Raw genomic sequence first — 22,255 nt, 5'->3', positions numbered from 1 at the left:
CACTCTTCTCCAACGACACCGCATGACCATCCGTGCCGTAGAAGTTCAACCGGGCCGTCTCGGGCTCATCCAGGCTCACCCGAAACTGCTGGTTGTTGACCACCGGGTTGGGGAACACCCCGTAGGGACCATCCCGAAGCACCACCGATTCCACTTTCAGGATCGTCGACTTGCCATCCAGGTCCATCTGGGTCAGCCGNTAGTAGCTGGTGCCCCGGAAGGGGGTAAAGTCGGTGAGGTGGTAGTTCTTCAGCGATTCACTGCTGGCCCCGATTTCGGTCACCTCGCCAACGGTCTCGAAGCTTTTGAGGTCTTTGCTGCGCTCGATCAGGAAGCCTTTGTTGTTGGTTTCCCAGGAGGTGGTCCAGGCCAGGGCCACGGTTTGATCTTCCTGCGGTTTGGCCGTAAACGAAACCAGGCCTACGGGCTGCACACTTCCCTGCTCTACCAGAATAAGGCTAGAGGCATTGTCGTTGCCGTCAACATTTGTCGACAAACCCTCACCACGAGCATTTGCTGTGATCGCTAACGGGATCGCATCAGTATTTGGCTTCACACCTCGTATAGTGAGCACAAGTGAATAGGTTGTGCTTCCTGGAACATCGCCCAAATTACTTACAACGGTTACAACAGTTCCGTTATCTTTATCAAAAGTGCCTACGGTTAACGAAAGATTGGTAGTTGTACCCGACGGGACGGTAACTGAAGCACTGGTTACCCCTACAACATTAGGCAGATTGATCGTATATGCAGCACTGGCGCTTTGAGGAATCGCAATCGCTGTTCCACTGCCGAAAGAAACCGTAACACTACTATACGCACCTACGTTTAAAAGTTGGGGATCAATAACAACTCCGTTAGTAACGATGTATGGGTCTTGGGCAAACGCAGTAAAGCCAGCACACACCCCCAACAACATGAAAAGTAAAAGTTTCTTTATCATAATTGATAATAATAAGTTTAGAGATTCCTATTTAGGAAAATAAATATGCGCCAAATATCTTAAAAAAGATATTTGGCGCAAGTGAAATTATTACTGTCCGCTAATAATTCTAGCGTAAACATTATTCAACGGATTTTCATCATATGTTTTCGTAGGGTCATTGGTTACATTCACTGTAATATTAGCTGTACTTCCAGAGTTTGCCGTTGTTCGGGTAATTGTAAAGCCCAGAACAGCCGTGGCATTAGCAGGGATGATCTGTCCACCATTAATTTTCAGAGTGAGCTGCTGATCCGTCTGGTTGTTTACCACTGTCCAATTCGGATTCTCTACAGAAACCGTTGATCCACCAGACACACTTGTACTGGTGAGCGCACTATTATACGAAATCGTATAACCCGTTGGGACTGTAATGGTGATGCTGACACTACCTGGAGGAGTTGGTTGACCGTTTGCCTCAAATAGATTGACGACGAAGTCTCTGACGTTATTGGGAGCCGTATTGAAGTTAGCCAGAGGTAGTACGATTGTCGGCGACAGGTCAGGAATATTGACCAGAACATGCAACGTGGCCGTAACACAGTTCGATGGTGTATTCGAGTCGCAGGCCGTGTAGGTAAAGCTGCCAGGCCCTTTGTACCCTAAGGCAGGGGTAAAGGTGTAGCTTCCCGTTGATGTGATAACCAGCGTACCCGACGAGCTTACGGTTGTTCCTGTATTCGATACGGTCAGCCCTGTGCCTATATCGTTGGTAAGCACGTTGCCCGTTACGGCAGTACCCGACGAGAAAACATAATCGTCGCTGGCCGATGCTGAAACAAAACCTGGAGGATATACCGAAATAGTTACGGTAGCCGTAGCGCAGAGGGTACTGGGGGCTTCACATACCTGATAGGTAAGCACATCGGTGCCATAAAAACCAGCGTTTGGTGTATAAACAATGTTCCCATTACCATCTACAGTGGCAGACCCATTGGTGGGCGGGGTAGCTATCGTTGGTGTACCTAATGTACCTCCTGGATTACCCGGCCCGTCGTTTGCTTTCACATTGACCGTTACGGATGGCGGTGTCGTTGCCGTAGTGCTGGTCATGGAAGCTACATCCGGGTTGGCAACCGGATTGTTTGTATTCACTTTCGGATCAAGAACCGTAACGGTCAGCGTTTGCGACACACATACAGAAGATGCACAAACAGGCACTGAATATACATACACGCCAGACGTAGAGGTGAGGAACGTATAGGTGCCGTCGCTATTCATGGTCAACGTTGGCGTTGACCCGTTGGGGCTGCTAACCAGGGTTGGCGATGTACCATAGGTTGTACCGGCAGGTACATTATCATTCGACGCCACGCTGCCTGATACTGACACATTTTTATAGGTAACCGCAAAATCAGGGCTTGTTTTTAACGCACAGGTAAAGCCGTTTCCAATGGATGAGTTGGTGTTGATAAAGGCTCCGTAGACTTGTAAATTAGTGACCGTTACGCCCAAACCCACCAAAGGAGCTACGCTTAGTCGAATCTCATCGAACTGCTGTGATGTAACAAAGCCTACGTTATAATAATCGGTTACCGACCCAAACAAAGCGATTGATAAATCAAGCAGATTACCCGCCGTTCTTGATTCTACCGGACTCCCATTCTGGTAGGTTGTAATGGTCAGCTTGCCAAATAAGTCTGCTGTAACCAGGCCTGCTATTTTCCGAATAGTAAACCCGGCAAATGTACCAGCCGGATAGGTATCTACCGGATTCAGCACACCTATAGAGGCTGTAACAGCTACTCCTGCCGTATTTGTAATCGTAGCGTAATCAGTGGTGCTGGAGGAAACTACATTCCATGCATCGGCAACGGTTACAGCCGCATCGACAGCCCCCGTAACCCCTGTTCTTTCGTAATCGATAACAACCGGGAATGTTGGGTTGCTCAGGTTATAGGTCGTATTACAACTGATAGCTGCTGAACAGGTTTTCTCAAATACAGCGCTATAAATATTGATCACACCAAGATCGGCCCCAACTATGCTTGGGAACGAAATTTTTACCTCATCATATTGCGCTGTCGCCACAACGCCAACATACTGACGACTCCGTCCATTCAGCAAACTGGTCGTAGCGCCTACAATCAAGGCATTACCCGCGACTGTCTGAACCGGATTGCCATCATTATAGAGCGTTATGGTCGCTATACTTAATACATTGGCAGAAAGCAGGCTCCGGGTTTCAATATCAAAACCAGCAAAACTATTGACCGGATATGTTTGCAAAGCGTTAGCTACTGCAAAGGATAGTGTGGTCGAAACGCCAGCCGTTACGGATAGTGAAGCAAAATTGGATGGGTTATTATCAATTACATTTTCTGAGTTACTGATATAACATAATGCGCAGGCAGCTCCCGTAATTCCTGTATTTTTCCCATCAACATATACGGGATGCGTCGGATAAACTAAGGGCGAGATCGTATTTTTAGGAATCGTATTATCAGCACAATCAAGACTTGGACCATCACAGAAGTTAGTAACGGTTACCCCATATACGTTGATTCGGGCTAACGATACCCCCGCTGTTTTGACAACCGTCAAGACAACCTCATCGAAATCGGCTGTCGCCAAAAACCCGACTGTCCTTCTTCCTGTACTGGTACCTGATAAAAGCGAACTATTAGCAGAGATAAGGCTAGTTCCACTAAATGTTTGAATAAGACTGGAAGTTCCGTCAGTTCCGGTCTTATAAGTTGAAACGGAGATACGGTTCAAAAGCGCTAAGTCGACTAGATCTGTACTGGATAGATCAAAACCAACGAATTTCGGTGCCGACGTACTGGCTGTATAAGCCGTAAAGGGATTTTTTACCCCTATTGTAGCGGTCGTTGCTACGGCTGCCGTTAAAGAAATACTGGCCACATTTGCGCTATTCCCATCAATAATATTATCGGCATCGCTGACGGAACAAAGGGCACAGGCAATGTCAGTAGCTATACCCGTACGATCTGAAATATAGATTGAATTTCCAGGTGCTGTTAATGAGCTAGGCGTATTACAAGCCAATGTTGTACTGGCTGAAGCATAACGTCTCATCAACGCATAATACACTCTGTAGGAAGTAACTACCGTCAACGGATTAGTAAAAGAAATGGCGATCTGATTAAAATCAAGTGTCGTGTGGAATCCAACCTCATAAGCTCCTGAAACTAGTGCAGAATTTACTCCAAGGAGGTTGGTTGCGGTCTTCGACTCACGGAATACACCGTTTTTATACGTAGTAATCGTTACTGCTCCTAACAGGGTAACATCAGCCAATGAGCTATTTCTGATTAGAAAACCAGCAAAATTACCAGCATCATAGATGTTGGCGGGATTATTTTCACCCACTGTAAATGAGCCTGCGCCAGAAACTGCAATACCTAACTCATCGTAATCCGTGAGTGTGGCATTTGTAACATTAGCAGGGTCGCCACCAGAAAGGCACAAATTATCTCCACCCCAACAAGATAGACCTTGGCTAGCATGAGCTGTTGTTAAAGAGAAAGTTGGACTGACCCAGGCCGTTGATGTAGTTGAATTGGGCGTGCCTAAACTACTTTGCTGAGCATTGACCCGAATACTGAGAGCGAGTAAAAACAGAAGGATTACCCAAATAGAGCTACTTACCCATCTTGGGAAGGGAGGAGAAACGTGTTTCATATACGTGAGGCATTTACGTTGTTTATTAAAAGAAAAGAAATTTTTACAACGAAATATTAACTAAAGATGAATTATATTAACTTTTATAATACTTATGTTAACTTATTCATCTTTTAGGTAGGTAAACATATATTTATATGTATGTCGCCAAAAATAAATATATTAATCGGCACCTTTATGTTCATATATAGTTTGATAAGTAAATTATATAGATAACTTTTATACAGAATTAGTTTACTTAATTTTTATAGCAGCCTGAATAGTAGATTAGTAGGTGCTTTGTATTATGATGGTAAACTGTCAGGTATTAGCAGCCATCGCCTTTTCTTATGAGCCATCTTCTTCACCGCCGTGATTTTCTAAAACAGAGTAGTGCCGCTGCGCTCAGCCTAACATTTGGAGCCTACCCGAAACGGAAAGTTGCCCCCAGCGACCGGGTTCGTGTTGCCCATATCGGTATAAACGGCATGGGAACCAATCACCTAAACTGGTTTGCCAAATTACCTGAGGTTGAGGTGGTAGGTTTGTGCGACGTTGATGAAACCCATCTGGCCAAAGCACTCTCTACCTTACAAACCTTACAACCCAATACGACCGCCAAAACCTATCCTGACTTCCGCTACCTGCTCGACCGAAACGATATTGATGCGATCACCTGTGCCACCCCCGACCACTGGCATGCCCAGATCGCCATTATGGCGTTTCAGGCCGGGAAAGACGTTTATGGTGAAAAACCGCTGTCGTACAGTGTGCGTGAAGGCCAGAAAATGCTGAAGGCGTTGAATCGTTACGATCGCATTTTCCAACTAGGTACGCAAATCCATGCCGGCGACAATTACCATCGGGTCGTGGAGCTTATCAAAGCAGGCGCTATCGGTAAAGTGCATACTGTACGGCTCTGGAAAACGGGCTTTCCGCCTGTACTTGGCCCAGCCAATTACCAAACGCCCCCTTCTACATTAAACTGGGATATGTGGCAGGGCCCCGCTCCGGTATCACTCTACACACCCGAACGCTGCCATTTTACGTACCGCTATTTTCTGGATTACTCAGGCGGTGTGTTTCAGGACTTCTGGTGCCATATTGCCGATGTCGTTTGGTGGTCAATTAATCCGACCGGATTAAAACGAATACAGGCTAAAGGTGAAGCTCCCGAAGGCATCGGTGACGCCCCCAAGTGGATCGATATTGATTATGAATTTGATGGCTTGAATCTCCATTGGACCAGTACCCCACCCGATGTACCCGGTGCCGCCAAAAGAGGTATTGGTGCTTATTTCGAAGGCGAAAAAGGCACACTTCTTTGCGACTATAACACCCGTGAGATTACAATAAACGGCGTAACGATGGCTGATATAGCCGAAATCCCCATCACAATCGAACGATCGCCCGGTCATCAGCAAAACTTTATCGACTCGGTCAAGTCCCGAAAACAGCCCGAATCCAATTTGGCCTATGCCCGTCAGATGACTTTGCCCATGCATCTGGGTTTAATTTCGTATCGGCTGGGGCAACCTCTGGAGTGGAATGCGCATAAGGAGAAATTCAGACACAATGCCGATGCCAATGCCTTGCTCTCCAGGGAATACCGCAAAGGCTGGGACTTACTGTAAGACGCGACCTATCAGATTGCTCCATATTACAGCCACTAGACCTGTTGTAAGACAGACCTTTCGACTTACAACAGGTCTGGTAAATTAATGCGTCTTATTCTTCAGCACAATCAGGGGCAGGTGCGTATCCCAGGTTGGTTTAAGATTTTCCTGAATGATAAACGTCTTTGAAAAGTTACCCAGTACCACATCCGCATCGCCATCCTGATCCACATCATTCACATCCATACAGATCCAGCGACCATAGGTGTGGATGGGTAGCACATGGGCCTGAAAACGCAAGGGTGTCTGCTGCTCGAAATACTGAAAGTTTTCGCCTGGAGTGTGCAGAAAATCAGCAAAAAAGGCAATAGTAGCAATATCCAGATCACCATCCTGATCGAAATCCACAGCCATTGCTTTTGTACAGCCATTGATTGGGTAGAAATAGGCTTGTTTCAGCCGAAAATCGCCTTCGTTCAGGTAAATATACAGACCATGATACGGCTTCAGAATTTTGGAATAATCGCTATTGTCGCCACAGGTGTACAAAATATCCAGCCGGCCATCTTTGTTGAAGTCGACCAGTTGAAAACTTGTGGAGCCATATACCGACGGAAACCGAAGCAGATTGCGTTCTGTGAATCCGCCTTTTTTATCGTTCAGAAACAGCCAGATTCCTTCGTCGGCATGAGCAAATAAAACGACCAGATCAGGCCAGCCATCGGCATTAAAATCACCAATGGTTGTTTGGATAGCCCCCGCTACCTCTCGAATCGCGATTTTCGCAAACTGATGATTGGGCTGCTGCTTCAGCCAGTATAACCCTCCCTGTAAATGACCAAAGCCGCAAACGACCCAATCCGTCAAACCATCTTTGTTCAAATCGGTGGCAACCGATTCTAAGGGGCGGGGCAAATTGGCATACACCGTGGACGTATCGGCTGGCAGTTTACCCGAAATACGCATGGTTACCAGCTCACCCCGGGCTATGTCGGCCGCCCGCATGGTGCCCATACAGGTAAATACCCCTTGTTCAGCCCCCGATTTGTCCCGAAAAAACGTAGCCTGCGCAGCCGCCGATTGCAATGGCTGATTACCTGTCATCTGTAGCTGCTGATTCCACTGGGTAAGATCCGACCGAAGGGCATCGCTCGAATAAATCCGATGACCAATGGTATCGATAGCTACCATTGTTGTCATCGCCGTTTTAGTGGTATCGGCCTGGGGTTTTTCGAGCGAAAAAACGGCCCAATCGCTGAGAGGTTCGGTCGGCAAGGCCGCTTCTTTCAACTTTGGCGGGGCCAGCGTTTCGTAATAAGCCATCAGTTTCTGCCAGTTTTCGAACGAAATGGCTGCCTGCGGGCCAGCATAATAATTTCCACCCGGATACGCTTCAAGACCCAGATTAGGCGCCATCGCTGGTAAAACCGACTTTACCCAGGTTTCTTTGTCCAGCAACTCAGGCGACGGCAACAGATGGCAGGTGCCGCAGTGTTTTTCGGCCAGAATTTTCCCTTCGGCAATGAGTGGATTATCGAGTGCGTCCTTACTGCCTGAATGACAGCTACCCACCACAATGGCTAATCCAATAAAACTATAAACTGGAAAAAGGAAGCGTTTAAACATACGCATGGTACTGCGTTAATAAGGGTAGGAATAAGTGAACCCGAAACGTATGCGATCAGCCGAACAGTCCGCCCAGCATATCGAACTCGTTTGCCTTGTGAATTTTATACGTTTTCAGAAATGCTTTCAATACGGCTGGGCTGGCCAACTCTTTGAGATCTTTCTTCGTTTCTTTAATACTTTTTTTCAACTCGCGAATGTCGTTGTTGAAACTAAACTCCAGACTGAACGCCGAGCCAACCATCATCAGTGACTTATTGAGTGCTGCTGCAAGCTGGCTCTGCAAGCCATACAATTCATTGGTAAGTTCATCGGCCTGTTGTTTCAGTATCTTATTATAATACCGAAGCTGATCGTCGGCCAGCGATTCGAGATGGTGCTGATCGATTCGATTGAACTCAAGCTGGAGTTTCAGCAGTGCAAGCAGATCGCTTTTTTCGTAGGCTTCGGTCACCCGTTTCATGATTTCCGTTTTCCGGGCCTTCTCGTCTTCGTCGCGTTCGCGGTCGGGGTGGAAGGCTTTTACCAGATCCATGTAGAGCGTTCTGACCGCCTTGGTGATATTCCGTTCCTCAACCAGTTTTTTCGCTTCACGCTCCTGTTGCTTCGCCGATTTGGGTTTTTGAGCACGTTGCTCCTGAGCTTGTTGCTGGCGCTGCTCGGCTTCGGCCTGTTTTGCCTGCATCTGTTCCTGCATATACGCCATAAACTTATCCTGCGTACTTACATCAACGCCCTCCTCGAATTTGATACCATACATGGCCCCTACCATCTCTTTCATGATTTCCGAAACCTGTAGATCGGCCTCTGTATCGGTAGCATCATAACCGGCTTTGTCGTATTTATCGAAAACTGGCTTTAGCTCATCCAACCCATGTTCGCTAATGAGTTCATAAGCCAGATTGAGGATAATATCGGCCAGTTTTTTCCGCTCCGTCCTGGTAGTTTCGGGCCTATCGTGAGCCCGATCGAACAGCCGCACCAGATCGGCACGAAGCGTATTGAATGAGCGAAGCAAAGGCTCATACTCAGAATACACCCGTTGCTGAATTTGCGTAGCCGTTGCCCGAAACTGCGCCAGTTCGTTTTCCAACTCCCCTATTTTCTTCGTCAATCGGTTAAACTCCTTCTGCGCCTTCGAGAGCGGAGTTTTGTCTTTACCGGGTGTTGGAATACGAACAAGCTGAGACATATATAGAGACTATCGAAGATCAGGAGATCCGTAAGAATACATTAGACTATTTTTTATTATGCAGACCAAAACGCCCTTGCGGCATACGCTAAACTAGCTTAGACCGGCGCATTTACATGAATGGCTAGCCACCTAACAAGCTCTATTGTGTAATCCCGACCAGATTCAGTATGAAGGCATATTCCAGGGCGATCTCTTTCAACACCTGAAAACGTCCCGATGCACCACCGTGACCTGCCTCCATGTTGGTATGAAGCAACAACTGGTTGTTGTCGGTTTTCAGCGCCCGCAGTTTGGCTACCCATTTGGCAGGTTCCCAATACTGCACCTGCGAATCATGTAATCCGGTTGTTACGAGCAGGTTAGGATACGCTTTTTTCTCTACATTATCGTAAGGCGAGTACGATAGCATGTACTCGTAATAGGGTTGATTTTGGGGATTTCCCCATTCTTCAAACTCACCCGTTGTCAGCGGAATACTCTCGTCGAGCATGGTTGTTACGACATCCACAAACGGGACCGATGCAACTACCCCCCGATAGAGCTGCGGAGCCTGATTGATTACAGCACCCATCAGCAAACCACCCGCACTACCGCCCATCGCAAAGAGTTTATCGGCACTCGTGTACTTATTCTTAATAAGATACTCCGACACATCCACAAAGTCGTTGAAGGTGTTTTTCTTCTTGAGCATCTTACCGTCTTCGTACCACCGACGCCCCATTTCCTGCCCCCCCCGAATGTGGGCAATGGCGAAAATAAATCCCCGATCCAGCAGACTTAGCCGTGTCGAGCTAAAGCTGGGATCAATCGAGTAGCCGTAGGAACCGTACGCGTATTGCAGCAAAGGAGCCGAACCGTCTTTGGGCGTTCCTTTACGATACACCAGTGACACAGGCACTTGTACGCCATCGCGGGAAGTGGCATACACCCGCTCCGATACATAATTGGCCTTGTCGAAACCACCCAGTACCTCCTGCTGCTTCTTTACTGTTTTCTCCTTCGTGTCCATGTTGTAATCGAAGGTCGAGTTGGGCGTTGTCAGTGACGAATAGCTGAATCGAAGCATGTTGGTGTTAAAATCTGGATTGTACCCAATACCAGCGACATAAGCAGGCTCTCCAAAATCGAGGTATTCGTCAGTTTTGGTCTGCTGGTTTATAACCCGGATGTCGGTCAGGCCATCTTTCCGTTCGCCCAGCACCAGATGGTTCACAAACACATCCATATTAGCCAGATACACATCGGGCCGATGCGGGATGACTTCTTTCCAGGCAGTACGATCCGCCGTTTTTCCTTCCGGCACTTCCATGAGCCGGAAATTCTCAGCTTTCCAGTTGGTACGGACGTAGAATTTATCCTGATCGTGTACAATGTCGTACTCGTGGCCTTTCTCTCGCGGCAGAAACACCTTAAACGGGCCCATTGGCTGGCTAGCTTCCAGTAAGCGATACTCGGTTGCAACGCCGTTGTGATCGGAGCCAATGGCAATGTATTTCTTTGATTTTGACCGACCCAGGCCCATATAGAACTGGTTGTCGGCTTCTTCATAGACCAACACATCAGTCTGAGGACTTGTCCCCAGCACATGCCGATACACCTGATAGCCCAGCAGCGTTTGCGGGTCTTTTTTGATATAGAATAGCGTCTTGTTGTCAGCAGCCCAGGCAAAATTATCGCCCTCCACATCCGGGATTCTGTCGGAATAGACCTTCCCGGTTTTCAGGTTCTTGACCCGCAGCGTATAGAGCCGACGGCTTACAATATCTTCGGCATAAATGGCCAGTTCTTCATTGTCCGACACTTCGTAGCCGCCCAAGTGGTAGTAGTTATGGCCTTTCGCCATCGCGTTACCATCAAAGAGAATTTCTTCCGGGCCATCGAGTGACCCTTTTTTCCGGCAATAGACCGGATACTCTCCGCCCATGACATAGCGACTATAGTAGTAATAATTACCTTCTTTGTAGGGCACCGACTCATCCTGCTCTTTGATGCGGCCTTTCATTTCATCGAACAGCTTTTTTCGCAGGTCTTTTACCGGAGTAAGTACTTGTTCGAGGTACGCATTTTCGGCGTTCAGGTACGCGATAACCTCCGGGTTTTCGCGTTCGTTGAGGTAATAATAGTTATCGATCCGTTTGTGGCCATTGGTATTAAGTTCTTTGGGTTTAATAGTGGCTTTAGGGCCTATCGGGGATTGTGCCTGCGTCATACTAAGGGATGTCAATAAACAGAAAAGCGCAAAATACGTCCGTTTCATACGAAGAGAGTAGCTCAAGCGTAAAGGCGCAAAAGGATATACAAAGAACGTAAAGAAATTAACAGACGCTTTGCGTTCTTTGTGAAACGTTTGCGCTTATCCGCTTAATAGATGCCTGAACTCGTTGTTGCTCACTATACCGAAGATCTGAGCTGGCTCCGAAACATACCGAAGGACGTACAGATTACGGTTTACGATAAAAGCCCCGATCATCCGGGAGGCCCCGCTGCTATTCCCCTACCCAATGTCGGGCGGGAAGCACACACCTATCTGCATCACATCCTTAGTCGCTACGATTCACTAGCTGAGTGGTCAATCTTTTGCCAGGGCAAACCCTTCGATCATGCCTATGATTTTAAGAAAACGTTGCGGGCTTTTACCGACGGGTCCTGGTTTGCCAACTCCACCGAACAACACACTGACCCGCATTTTTACTGGCTGGGTCACCTTATTGATACCGACGACGATCAGGGGCATCGGCTCTTCCGGCCCTGGAGCAAAAACGAAGACGGACATGGGCTGGATATGAGGGGGTTTCACCGGGCTCTTTTTGGTACGGATGGCCCTAACTTATATACCTTTGTGCTGGGCGCACAATTTGCCATTCATCGCAACCTTTTACGTCAAAAAACCGTATCTTTCTATGAGCAGGCATTAAGGGTATCCACTACGTTTCCCGATGCAGCCCACTGCTACGAACGAAGCTGGGATCGTGTGTTTGGTCTAGAAGGCCTCAACCCGCATTGGTTAGCCAACCGACTCACGGTTCAGCTTAAACCGATGAAGCACCAATCCACAGGTTGATTTACCGATTAGTTGCCGATACAAACGTATAAAACCAATCCGACGGGGTCATAGCTGCGTATAACTGATGTTTTTTTTCAGTTCCCTCGAACGCTTTGTCCATTTATTGCGTCTAATCATTCGGCATCGAAGACAACAAACCTTTTCGTATATTTAGCAAGGAATTCTGCCACCCATCCTCTCATGACCCGGACGTTTTACGTGCCTCGTTTTCGGCTCGTTTTGTTATGTATCGGCACCGCTGGTACACTGACCGCTTTTTACCCTGAAAAACTCTCCCTCCAAAAGGCATTTGCCCGGATTACCAAAGAAGTAACCGCTCATAGCCGTGCTTACGAAACGCTTGCACAGGCATCGGAACAGGTCGGCCACCGACTTACTGGCAGCCCCAACGGTAGTCGTGCCGAAGCCTATGCCTTTGATTTACTAGCGTCATACGGGTTCAAGGAGATTCGTTATGAACCCTTCGAAGTCGAAGCCTGGGCCCGCGATACAGTCACCCTATCGGTTGTACCTTCCAAAAGCGATAATTTCCGCGATGTGCCAGTCGTAGCACTGGCTCACTCGCCGGTCGAAGCGCATGTAAAAGGCGAAATCATTGATGTCGGCAACGGCCTGGAAGGTGACTTTGCGGCTCTAAAAGGCAAACTGAAAGGCAAAATCGCGCTGGTCAATATTGGTTTATCCTCACCTACCAAAGGAGCCCGCAACCTGCACCGCTCCGAGAAAACAGCACTCGCCATTCAGCACGGGGCTGCGGGAGTGATTATGGTCAATCTGGTTCCCGGTAATGTATTGCTGACGGGCACCGCTTCGGTGACCGGCAAACTAATTCCGATTCCGTCGGTATGCATCTCGCTGGAAAGTGGCGAAGCACTACGTTCGTGGATACAGGAAGAGCATAGCCCCTTGCAGGCTATGATCGACATGACCAACACGAGCCGAAAAATTCGCGCCCGAAATGTGGTAGCTACGCTTAAAGGCTCGAAATATCCCGACGAGAAAATCATCGTGGGCGGACACCTGGATTCATGGGACCTGGCGACCGGAGCCATCGACAACGGGATTGGTTCATTTGCTGTACTCGACATCGCCCGGACGTTTAAAGCTCTCAAACTGAAGCCCAAACGCACCATTGAATTTGTTCTGTTTATGGGCGAAGAACAGGGATTGCTGGGGTCAAAAGCAATGGTCGAAAACCTGAAAAAGTCGGGACAACTGGATAACGTTCGGTACATGATGAACCTCGACATGACCAATGACCCTACCGGCCTGAATGCGTTTGGGCGGTCCGATATGGTGCCGTTCTTCAACAATGTTGGCGAAAGCATAAAATCGGTAGAGTCTGCTTTCCCGAATGATATGCAGAATCAGGCTGGTCTACACTCCGACCACCAGCCTTTTATGCTCGAAGGCGTTCCTGTAGTGGGTATGAATGGCCATCTGTCCAAATCTGTACTCGACTGTTATCATGCAAACTGCGACCGTATGAACCTGGTCAATGCCGACCAGTTGAAGAATACGGTCCGCTATTCGACCATGCTCCTGTATGCCCTTGCCGACGCCGATGATATTCCCGCCCGTCGGCAAACGGATACCCAAACCCGCGATTACCTCGTAACACAAGGGCTGCGAACGCCTTTACAGATCGCCAACGAATGGCGCTGGAAAGAATAAAAATCTTATCAAAGAATTTGATCCCGGCCCGGATTGGGAGCCCATGTTTTTGTTTCTTTGTACTTCTGTAGCATCCTAACCCAAGCTATGGCCAAAAACACATTCCGGGAATCTCCGCGCGTTACGCAACAGCAAAAAAAGCAACGGCGCAAACTCAAGCTGGCCACCTGGCTAAACGACTTTATTGGCCTGGATCGGCTTTTTGGCGAAGATAACGCCTGGCCCATCCATCATATCGACCGGATTTTGTGGGTCACCACCCTGCTCATTCTGTACATTGGCCTCAATCACAATGCCGAGCGGCTCGTTCGGCGTATTCAGCGAACGCAGATCCAGGTCGACGAACTCCGCTCGCAGTATACGGTTTTGCAGGCTGATCTGGACAAAAGCGGAAAACAGTCTGAAATCAGCAAGCGCGTAGCGGCACTCAACCTTTCCGATAGTCAAACACCACCCCATAAAATCGTCGTTAAATCAGATGAACATTAAGCAGGACATCATTCAACGGGCCAATAACGTCTACTATCTGGTTATTGTCCTGGCCGTTGGCGTTGTCTTTCGGCTGATTTATGTACAATATTTCCAGACCTTCAAAGGGCAGTTCTGGCGTGAGCGTGTTGATGCGACCCTGATCCAGCGCGACACCATCCGGGCAATGCGGGGGAATATCTTTGCCAACGACGGTCGGCTCCTGGCTACGTCTTTACCCACCTACGTAGTTGGCCTCGACCCAACTATGGCCAAACCCGACTATTTCAAAAAGAAAATCGATTCGCTGGGGTTATTGCTCTCGCAAATTTACCGCGACCGTTCCCCACAGGAGTACGCTGATCTGGTTCGGGATGCCCGCGCCCATAAACGCCGGTATGTATTGCTGAACCGCCGTCGGGTAACGTTTCAGGAGCGGCAGAAGATGTTGAAATGGCCGTTTTTCCGGTCAACGCCCAAAGTAGCCGCACGCGGGGGTGTTCTGCGTCCTTATTACGAACGCTATCATCCTTTTGGGCAGATGGCCGAACGAACCATCGGGAATCTGGATGCTAAAACCGGACGGGGGCTGATTGGCCTGGAAGCCTCGTTTCAACCTGCGCTGGCAGGTAAAAATGCAGTCGGCCTGGTCGAAGTTCTGGCTGGTGGCATCCGAAAACCCGTTAACGATGGGCCGGATATGCAACCCGAATCGGGCATGGATCTTTACACCACCATCGATGTCAATTTTCAGGACATGGCCGAATCGGCCCTTCGGGATGCCTTAGTCAAATATAATGCCGCTAAAGGCTGTGTGATCGTGATGGAAGTGGCTACCGGCGAAATCCGGGCGATGGCCAATCTGACCAAACAGGGTCGTGGCGAGGGACCAGATCATTATATTGAAAATTTCAACCACGCTCTGGCTGGCCGCACCGATCCCGGCTCAACGTTCAAACTGGCTACCATGATGGCATTGATGGAAGAAAAAGCCATTTCGCTCAACCAACTGGTAGCCACTGGCGGTGGATCAGCGCGTTATAACGGTCTGGGTATTCACGATGCCAGCCGGGCAGGTCATGGAACGATTACTGCCCGCCAGGTTTTCGAAAAGTCGTCGAATGTAGGTACGCACCTGCTCATGCGCAGCTATTTCTATAGTCGCCCTGATCTATACTGCCAATACCTCCGCCGGTTTCACCTCACCCAGCCAACGGGCATTCACATGAAAGGAGAAGCCATTCCAGTCGTTCGCAACCCCGATATGAAGGGCTGGAGCAAAGTATCGCTGACCTCCATGTCGTATGGCTACGAAATGCAGATCACTCCGCTCCAGATGCTGGCTTTCTATAACGCCGTTGCGAATAATGGCTATTGGGTGCGTCCGGTGATCGTAAAACAGATCAGGCTGGCCGGCGAAATTATTGAAGATAACAAACCGTACGTGCTCCCTGAGCCTATCTGCTCAAAAGAAACGGCTCGGAAAGCCCAGGAATTGTTGCGGGGTGTGGTCACCAATGGCACAGCCAAACACATTAATAATCCCTATTATGCCATTGCCGGGAAAACAGGAACCGCCCAGAAAATTATCAATGGGCAGTATCAGGTAGGCAAATATTACACCTCGTTCATTGGCTATTTCCCGGCCGATAAGCCTAAATACAGCATGATTACCATGGTCGATACGCCCCAGGGCGACAACATCGACCTGTTGTATGCAGGAGCTGTATCGGCCCCCGTATTTAAGGCTGTAGCAGACCGAATTGTTGCTTATGACATTCGCATGCACGCCCCCATCCGAACAGGTAGTTCAAAGCCGCTTTCAACCACAGGTTTACTGGCGGGCTATGCCGAGGATCTGCATACCATTAGTTCAACACTGAATCTCGCCAACGAACCCGCAACCGAAGGGTGGGTAGAGGCCACCGAGAACGGTCGGTGGAAAGCGCGTCCGACGCGTCCCGGCCAGGTCCCCGATGTGCGCGGTTTAAGCCTACGGGACGCCCTTTTTCTACTTGAGAATCGCGGTTTTCGGGTATCGGTTGAGGGGCGCGGCAAAGTTAGGGAGCAGTCCATTTCACCAGGTATGACCATCGAACAGGTTAGTAACAAGAATATTATGCTTCGATTAAGTTGATAGCCGAAAGGCAGCTTAACGTATACATAATGTAAAAATTAGGTAGTCCGCCCCTCAAGCTGTTTTTTTGCAGCCATAAAACGAGAGCAGGCATCGTTTATCGGTATGCAACTTAAAAATCTTCTCTATAAAATTCCGCTGCTGGCGACGTCGGGTAGTATGGAAACCGACGTTACTACCCTTACTATGGACTCCCGAAAAGTGGGGCCTGGTAGTTTATTCATTGCTGTTCGGGGAACCGTGACCGATGGCCACAACTACATCGAAACAGCGATAAAGCAAGGCGCAGCGGCTGTCGTATGCGAGGAACTTCCTCATAATCCATCGCCGGATGCTACTTACATTCAGGTGCAGGATTCGGCCCGAAGTATGGGATTGATTGCGGCTAACTTTTACGAGCACCCTTCCCAAAAGCTGAAGCTTGTCGGTGTAACCGGAACGAATGGTAAAACCTCCGTAGCCACGCTGCTCTTTCGTCTGTTTCGTGCGCTTGGCTATCGCTGTGGATTACTCTCGACGGTTCAGAATCAAATTGACGATGAGATAATTCCAACCACACACACCACCCCGGACGTCATTACGATCAACCAGTTACTCGTCAATATGCTGGCGCATGGCTGTACGCATGTGTTCATGGAAGTCAGTTCGCATGCCGTCGTGCAGGAACGAATCGCGGGTCTCACATTCTCAGGAGCTATTTTTACCAATATCACTCACGACCATCTCGATTTCCACGGCACTTTCGATAATTACATACGGGCCAAAAAGGGCTTTTTTGACCAACTTCCTGCTTCGGCTTTTGCCCTCACCAACGTGGACGACAAACGAGGTCTGGTGATGCTCCAGAATACGGCCGCCCGTAAAGAAACATATTCCTTACAAACGCTGGCTACGTTTAAAGGCAAGGTCATTGCTGACAGTCTGTTTGGTCTGCATATGCAGCTCGATGGGCATGAGGTATGGTTCAAGCTGATCGGTCGCTTCAATGCCTACAACTTGCTGAGCGTATATGGAACGGCTGTGCTGCTGGGCGAAGATCCGGCCGAAGTCCTGATGTTACTTTCCGGTATTACGCCCCCCCCCGGCCGTTTTGAGCAGGTTGTATCGGACAATAAAATTGTCGGTATCGTCGATTACGCCCATACGCCCGATGCGCTTCAAAATGTATTGGAAACCATCAATGGGCTACGCCAGGCGAATGAGCAGATCATCACCGTAGTTGGCTGTGGGGGCAACCGAGATGCTGCCAAACGTCCTATTATGGCCGAAATCGCCTGTCGGTTCAGCAACCGGGTCATTCTTACATCCGACAATCCGCGAAACGAAGACCCAATGGCTATTCTGGAACAGATGCAGGCAGGTGTTCCGCCAGTCGATTACAAAAAGACGACAACGATTGAAGATCGGCATGAAGCCATTCGACAGGCTGTATCGTTGGCTCAACCACACGACATTATTCTGGTAGCTGGCAAAGGCCACGAAACCTATCAGGAAATAAAAGGCATCAAATACGATTTCGATGACCGGGCCGTCTTACGGGAGGCTTTCTCAGAACGCGGAAATCTTTAACTTTGGCCTGACTAAAAGAGCGAAAGAGTGAAAGAGCGAAAGAGCGAAAGGCTGACGCAACATATCATTCTTTCACTCTTTCACTCTTTCGCTCTTTAAAAATGCTCTATTATCTCTTTCAGTTTCTGGACGAACGCTACGATTTCCCGGGTGCGGGGGTTTTCCAATATATCTCGTTTCGGGCGTTAGGGGCTGTAGTCACTTCGCTGCTCATTGCCGCTATTTTCGGACGCCGGATCATCGATACCCTTCGTAATTTACAGATTGGCGAATCGATTCGTGATCTGGGTCTGGAAGGTCAGATGCAGAAACGGGGCACTCCCACAATGGGAGGTTTTATCATTTTAGCGTCCCTGCTGATTCCGGCACTGCTCTTTTCAAAACTCTCTAATGTATATGTCGTCCTGGCTCTGGTATCGACCGTCTGGACGGGCCTGATTGGTTTCCTGGACGATTACATCAAGGTTTTCAAAAAGAACAAAGAAGGACTACAGGGCAAGTTTAAAGTCGTTGGGCAGATTGGTTTAGGGCTGATTGTTGGTCTTACCCTGTACTTCAATCAGTACGTCAAAATTCGAAAGTATGCCCCTCGTTTACTGAGCACCTCCAACGTACCCGACGTTTATACCGATATAAAATCGACCCTAACCACAGTTCCGTTTCTTAAGAATAATGAGTTTGATTACAGTTCGTTGCTTTTTGGCGTATTGCCTGACAGCTACACCTGGATCATCTATGTCATTGTCTGCATTTTCATCATTACTGCCGTTTCGAACGGGGCCAATATTACCGATGGCATCGACGGGCTGGCAGCAGGTACTTCGGTAATCATTGGGCTAACAATCGGCGTACTCGCCTATCTGTCAGGCAACAAAGTATTTTCGCAATACCTTAATATCATGTACATTCCCAATGCGGGCGAGTTGGTAATTTTCTGTGCTGCGTTCGTTGGGGCCTGTGTTGGATTTTTGTGGTATAACTCCTATCCGGCTCAGGTATTCATGGGCGATACGGGTAGTTTGATGCTCGGTGGCGTTATTGCCGTTCTGTTTCTGGCCATTCGGAAAGAGCTGATGATTCCAATCATATGCGGCATCTTTCTGGTTGAACTGGTCTCTGTAATCCTTCAGGTCAGCTATTTCAAATACACGAAACGGACGTATGGCGAAGGCAGGCGAATATTCCTGATGTCGCCACTACACCACCATTTTCAGAAAAAAGGGTACCACGAAGCCAAGCTGGTGACCCGTTTCTGGATTGTCGGAATTATCCTGGCTGTATTGGCCCTGGCAACGTTGAAGTTGCGCTAGCATGAATTCTTGACAGAACCTTGTTTTTCAGCCTTATATCTTCTATATTTGCACTCCCGTTTTGAAGCGGGAGTGCTTTTTTATAGGCAAATCATTAGAAATCAACCAATTAGTCTCCATAAAGTGAATACGCTCAGTTACAAAACCATCTCTGCCAACAAAGAAACGGTGCAGAAGGATTGGGTTGTGGTTGACGCTCAGGGCGAAGTACTTGGCCGTCTGGCTAGCCAAGTTGCACGTCTGATCCGCGGCAAACACAAAACCAACTTCACCCCGCATGTTGACTGCGGAGATAACGTGATCGTCATCAATGCCGAAAAGGTGCGCCTGACGGGCTCTAAGATGACCGACAAAGTTTACGTTCGCCACACAGGTTATCCCGGTGGTCAACGGTTCGCATCGCCCCGGTTGTTACTTGAAAAACAACCCGAGCGCATCATTGAACATGCTGTGAAGGGCATGTTGCCGAAAAACCGGCTTGGTCGGCGGTTGTACACCAACCTGTATGTTTACGCTGGTGACCAACACCCGCACGAGGCTCAGCAACCCAAAGCAGTTAAATTCTAAGTCATAATGGATCGTATTAATACCATTGGCCGCCGTAAAACTGCCATCTCCCGGATCTACCTGTCGGCGGGCAGCGGAGCCATCTCGGTAAACGGAAAAGACTACAAGCAATATTTCCCGACCGAAGTTCTGCAAATTATTCTGAACCAACCCTTTGCTACCGTTAATGGTGTGGGTGGTTACGATGTAAAAGTAAACGTTCGTGGTGGCGGTGTAGCTGGTCAGGCCGAAGCAACTCGTATGGCCATTGCCCGTGCGCTGGTTGAACTGAACGCTGATTTCCGTCCGGCCCTCAAAAAAGAAGGGTTCCTGACTCGCGATTCGCGTATGGTTGAACGGAAAAAGTACGGTCGTCGGAAGGCACGTCGTCGGTTCCAGTTCTCGAAACGTTAATTGGCAGAGGGTTCTGGGCCATTGGCAAAGGGGAATTACTTACCCATCTCCCACGCCCTTATCCCTATGCAACATAGTCCAGACTGCGCTTAGATGATGCCGATGCGCGGTGCTGCATACTCTAATTTTTTCATTTTCTATTGTTCATTTTAAGAAATGGCACAAATCGAATATAAAGATCTCCTCGACGCTGGTGTGCACTTTGGCCACCTGACGCGTAAGTGGGACCCCCGGATGGCTCCGTATATCTTCATGGAGAAGAACGGCATCCACATTATTGACCTCAATAAAACATTAGCTTCACTCGACGAAGCCTGCAATGCCATCCGTGGTATTGTTCGTTCGGGTCGGAAGGTGTTGTTCGTAGCGACTAAAAAACAGGCTCAGGAAATCGTTTCGGAAGAAGCACGTCGCCTGAAAATGCCGTATGTTACCGATCGTTGGCAGGGTGGTATGCTCACCAACTTTGCGACTATTCGGAAGTCGTTGAAAAAAATGCAAACGCTCGACAAAATGCTGAAAGACGAGGAGACCGTCAAAAGTATTGCCAAGCGTGAGCGTTTAACCCGGATGCGTGACAAAGAAAAACTGGAGCGTGTGTTGGGCGGTATTGCCGATCTGACTCGTTTGCCAGCCGCTCTATTCATTGTCGACGTAAAACGCGAACACATTGCCGTTGCTGAAGCACACCGTTTGGGTATTCCTGTATTCGCGATGTGCGATACAAATTCGAACCCCGAAGCGGTTGATTTCGCGATTCCAGCTAATGATGACGCTTACAAGTCCATTGCTCTGATCACGCTCGCCATCGGTAAGGCCATTGAAGAAGGTCTGATGGAGCGGAAACAGGATAAAGACGATCAACGGATTCAGGAGGAAGAAGAAGCTAAGCGTGCTGAAGACCTTGCGCAGGCTCGTGCCGAAGGTGCTACTCAGCCCGAAGCAGAAGCAACTGAAGCCCCTGTTGCCGAAGATGAGCAGGAAGCATAAATGAGTTTGCTGTTTTAGCCTACAGTTCTCAGTTGATATATGCATTAACAGAGTTTGTATTGATCACCTGAACACCGTAAACGTAAAACAGTAAACTCAAAAATAGCCCGTAGCCATCCGCTATGGGCTATTCCATTTCAATAGACAATTCATTGATCACAAAATAACGTTTGGTAATTAAACTTACTAACAACCTTTATTATGGCAATTACTGCTGCTGACGTAAACAAACTTCGGCAAGAGACCGGAGCCGGTATGATGGACTGTAAAAAGGCCCTTACTGAAGCTGATGGCGATTTTGAAAAAGCAAAAGAGATTCTGCGGAAGCAGGGTCAGAAAATAGCTGACAAACGGGCCGATAACACGACTGCTGAAGGTATCGTATTAGCTCATGTTAGCCCCGATGGTAAATCCGGTAAGGTGATTGCTTTGGCCTGCGAAACAGAGCCCGTATCGAAGGTAGCTGATTTCCAGAACTTAGCTATGGCCGTTATGAGTACAGCGGTAGCAACGGAAGCAAGCGACAAAGCTACGTTGTTGAGTACTCCCCAGGCTGATGGCCGTTCGCTTCAGGACCACATCACCGACCTGATGGGTAAAATCGGTGAAAAGATCGACGTGGCTTCTTTCGAAACTATTTCGGCAGATAAGGTTGTGTCGTATATTCACTCAAACGGTAAACTGGGTGTGCTGGTTGGTTTGACCAATACCAACGGTACCGACGTAGCTGAAGTAGGCCGTGACGTAGCTATGCAAATTGCTGCTATGAAACCGGTTGCTCTGGATAAAGATGGTGTTGATGCGACAATCGTTCAACGCGAAATCGAAATCGGAAAAGAGCAGGCTCGTGCCGAAGGCAAACCCGAAGCCATGCTTGAAAAAATTGCGATGGGTAAACTGAACAAGTTTTACAAAGAAAATACGCTGCTGAACCAGGAGTTTGTAAAAGATCCTTCCATTACGATCTCGCAACTTCTGGATAAAACCAGCAAAGGTCTGACTGTATCGGCTTTCAAACGCGTAGCTATTGGCTAAACGCT

General features: G+C 48.5%; 15 protein-coding genes. 11 read left to right on the top strand and 4 right to left on the bottom strand.

Going from position 1 to position 22,255, the window contains the following annotated elements:
* Positions 1-1,033: 1,033 nt before the first annotated feature.
* Positions 1,034-4,627, bottom strand: a complete 3,594-nt coding sequence (locus tag B153_RS0112805) for an Ig-like domain-containing protein (protein WP_157634663.1) — start codon at positions 4,625-4,627, stop codon at positions 1,034-1,036.
* A 329-nt stretch (positions 4,628-4,956) separates the two neighbouring features.
* Here B153_RS0112805 and B153_RS0112800 point away from each other — a divergent pair, with 329 nt between their 5' ends.
* Positions 4,957-6,240: a Gfo/Idh/MocA family protein gene (locus B153_RS0112800; protein ID WP_020597117.1), complete on the top strand. Its 1,284-nt coding sequence runs from the start codon at positions 4,957-4,959 to the stop codon at positions 6,238-6,240.
* 84 nt (positions 6,241-6,324) lie between these two features.
* Here B153_RS0112800 and B153_RS0112795 read toward each other — a convergent pair whose 3' ends face one another.
* From B153_RS0112795 to B153_RS0112785, 3 genes are all read right to left on the bottom strand, one after another.
* Entirely contained in the window at positions 6,325-7,848 is a 1,524-nt protein-coding gene (locus B153_RS0112795; protein ID WP_020597116.1) for an FG-GAP repeat domain-containing protein, read from the bottom strand.
* A gap of 55 nt (positions 7,849-7,903) precedes the next feature.
* Positions 7,904-9,040 carry a hypothetical protein gene (locus tag B153_RS0112790; RefSeq protein WP_020597115.1) on the bottom strand — a complete coding sequence of 379 codons (1,137 nt, stop codon included), beginning with the start codon at positions 9,038-9,040 and terminating at the stop codon, positions 7,904-7,906.
* Positions 9,041-9,182: 142 nt separating this feature from the next.
* Positions 9,183-11,252 carry a S9 family peptidase gene (locus B153_RS0112785; RefSeq protein WP_020597114.1) on the bottom strand — a complete coding sequence of 690 codons (2,070 nt, stop codon included), beginning with the start codon at positions 11,250-11,252 and terminating at the stop codon, positions 9,183-9,185.
* 159 nt (positions 11,253-11,411) lie between these two features.
* Here B153_RS0112785 and B153_RS0112780 point away from each other — a divergent pair, with 159 nt between their 5' ends.
* The 10 genes from B153_RS0112780 (at position 11,412) to tsf (ending at position 22,250) form a co-directional block, all read left to right on the top strand.
* Positions 11,412-12,104: a DUF3431 domain-containing protein gene (locus B153_RS0112780; protein WP_020597113.1), complete on the top strand. Its 693-nt coding sequence runs from the start codon at positions 11,412-11,414 to the stop codon at positions 12,102-12,104.
* A 183-nt stretch (positions 12,105-12,287) separates the two neighbouring features.
* Positions 12,288-13,781, top strand: coding sequence for a M20/M25/M40 family metallo-hydrolase (locus B153_RS0112770; RefSeq protein WP_020597111.1), 1,494 nt, complete (start codon positions 12,288-12,290; stop codon positions 13,779-13,781).
* A gap of 87 nt (positions 13,782-13,868) precedes the next feature.
* A complete protein-coding gene (locus tag B153_RS0112765; RefSeq protein ID WP_020597110.1) occupies positions 13,869-14,270 on the top strand; it encodes an FtsL-like putative cell division protein in 402 nt (133 codons plus the stop codon).
* Positions 14,260-16,386, top strand: coding sequence for a penicillin-binding protein (locus B153_RS0112760; protein ID WP_020597109.1), 2,127 nt, complete (start codon positions 14,260-14,262; stop codon positions 16,384-16,386). The genes B153_RS0112765 and B153_RS0112760 overlap by 11 nt, the downstream gene beginning before the upstream one ends.
* 105 nt (positions 16,387-16,491) lie before the next feature.
* Positions 16,492-17,955 (top strand): UDP-N-acetylmuramoyl-L-alanyl-D-glutamate--2,6-diaminopimelate ligase, encoded by a 1,464-nt coding sequence (locus tag B153_RS0112755; protein WP_020597108.1) that lies wholly within the window; start codon positions 16,492-16,494, stop codon positions 17,953-17,955.
* A gap of 101 nt (positions 17,956-18,056) precedes the next feature.
* Positions 18,057-19,265, top strand: a complete 1,209-nt coding sequence (mraY, locus tag B153_RS0112750; protein ID WP_020597107.1) for a phospho-N-acetylmuramoyl-pentapeptide-transferase — start codon at positions 18,057-18,059, stop codon at positions 19,263-19,265.
* Positions 19,266-19,388: 123 nt separating this feature from the next.
* Positions 19,389-19,832 (top strand): 50S ribosomal protein L13, encoded by a 444-nt coding sequence (gene rplM / locus B153_RS0112745; protein WP_020597106.1) that lies wholly within the window; start codon positions 19,389-19,391, stop codon positions 19,830-19,832.
* 6 nt (positions 19,833-19,838) lie between these two features.
* Positions 19,839-20,225, top strand: a complete 387-nt coding sequence (gene rpsI / locus B153_RS0112740) for a 30S ribosomal protein S9 (RefSeq protein WP_020597105.1) — start codon at positions 19,839-19,841, stop codon at positions 20,223-20,225.
* Positions 20,226-20,381: 156 nt separating this feature from the next.
* Positions 20,382-21,215 (top strand): 30S ribosomal protein S2, encoded by an 834-nt coding sequence (rpsB, locus tag B153_RS0112735; protein WP_020597104.1) that lies wholly within the window; start codon positions 20,382-20,384, stop codon positions 21,213-21,215.
* Between the two features lie 201 nt (positions 21,216-21,416).
* Positions 21,417-22,250, top strand: a complete 834-nt coding sequence (tsf, locus tag B153_RS0112730) for a translation elongation factor Ts (protein ID WP_020597103.1) — start codon at positions 21,417-21,419, stop codon at positions 22,248-22,250.
* The last annotated feature ends 5 nt before the right edge of the window (positions 22,251-22,255 follow it).

The sequence above is a fragment of the Spirosoma panaciterrae DSM 21099 genome, assembly GCF_000374025.1.
Taxonomy (GTDB): Bacteria; Bacteroidota; Bacteroidia; order Cytophagales; family Spirosomataceae; genus Spirosoma; species Spirosoma panaciterrae.
This window is presented reverse-complemented; position numbering and strand designations above follow the sequence as displayed.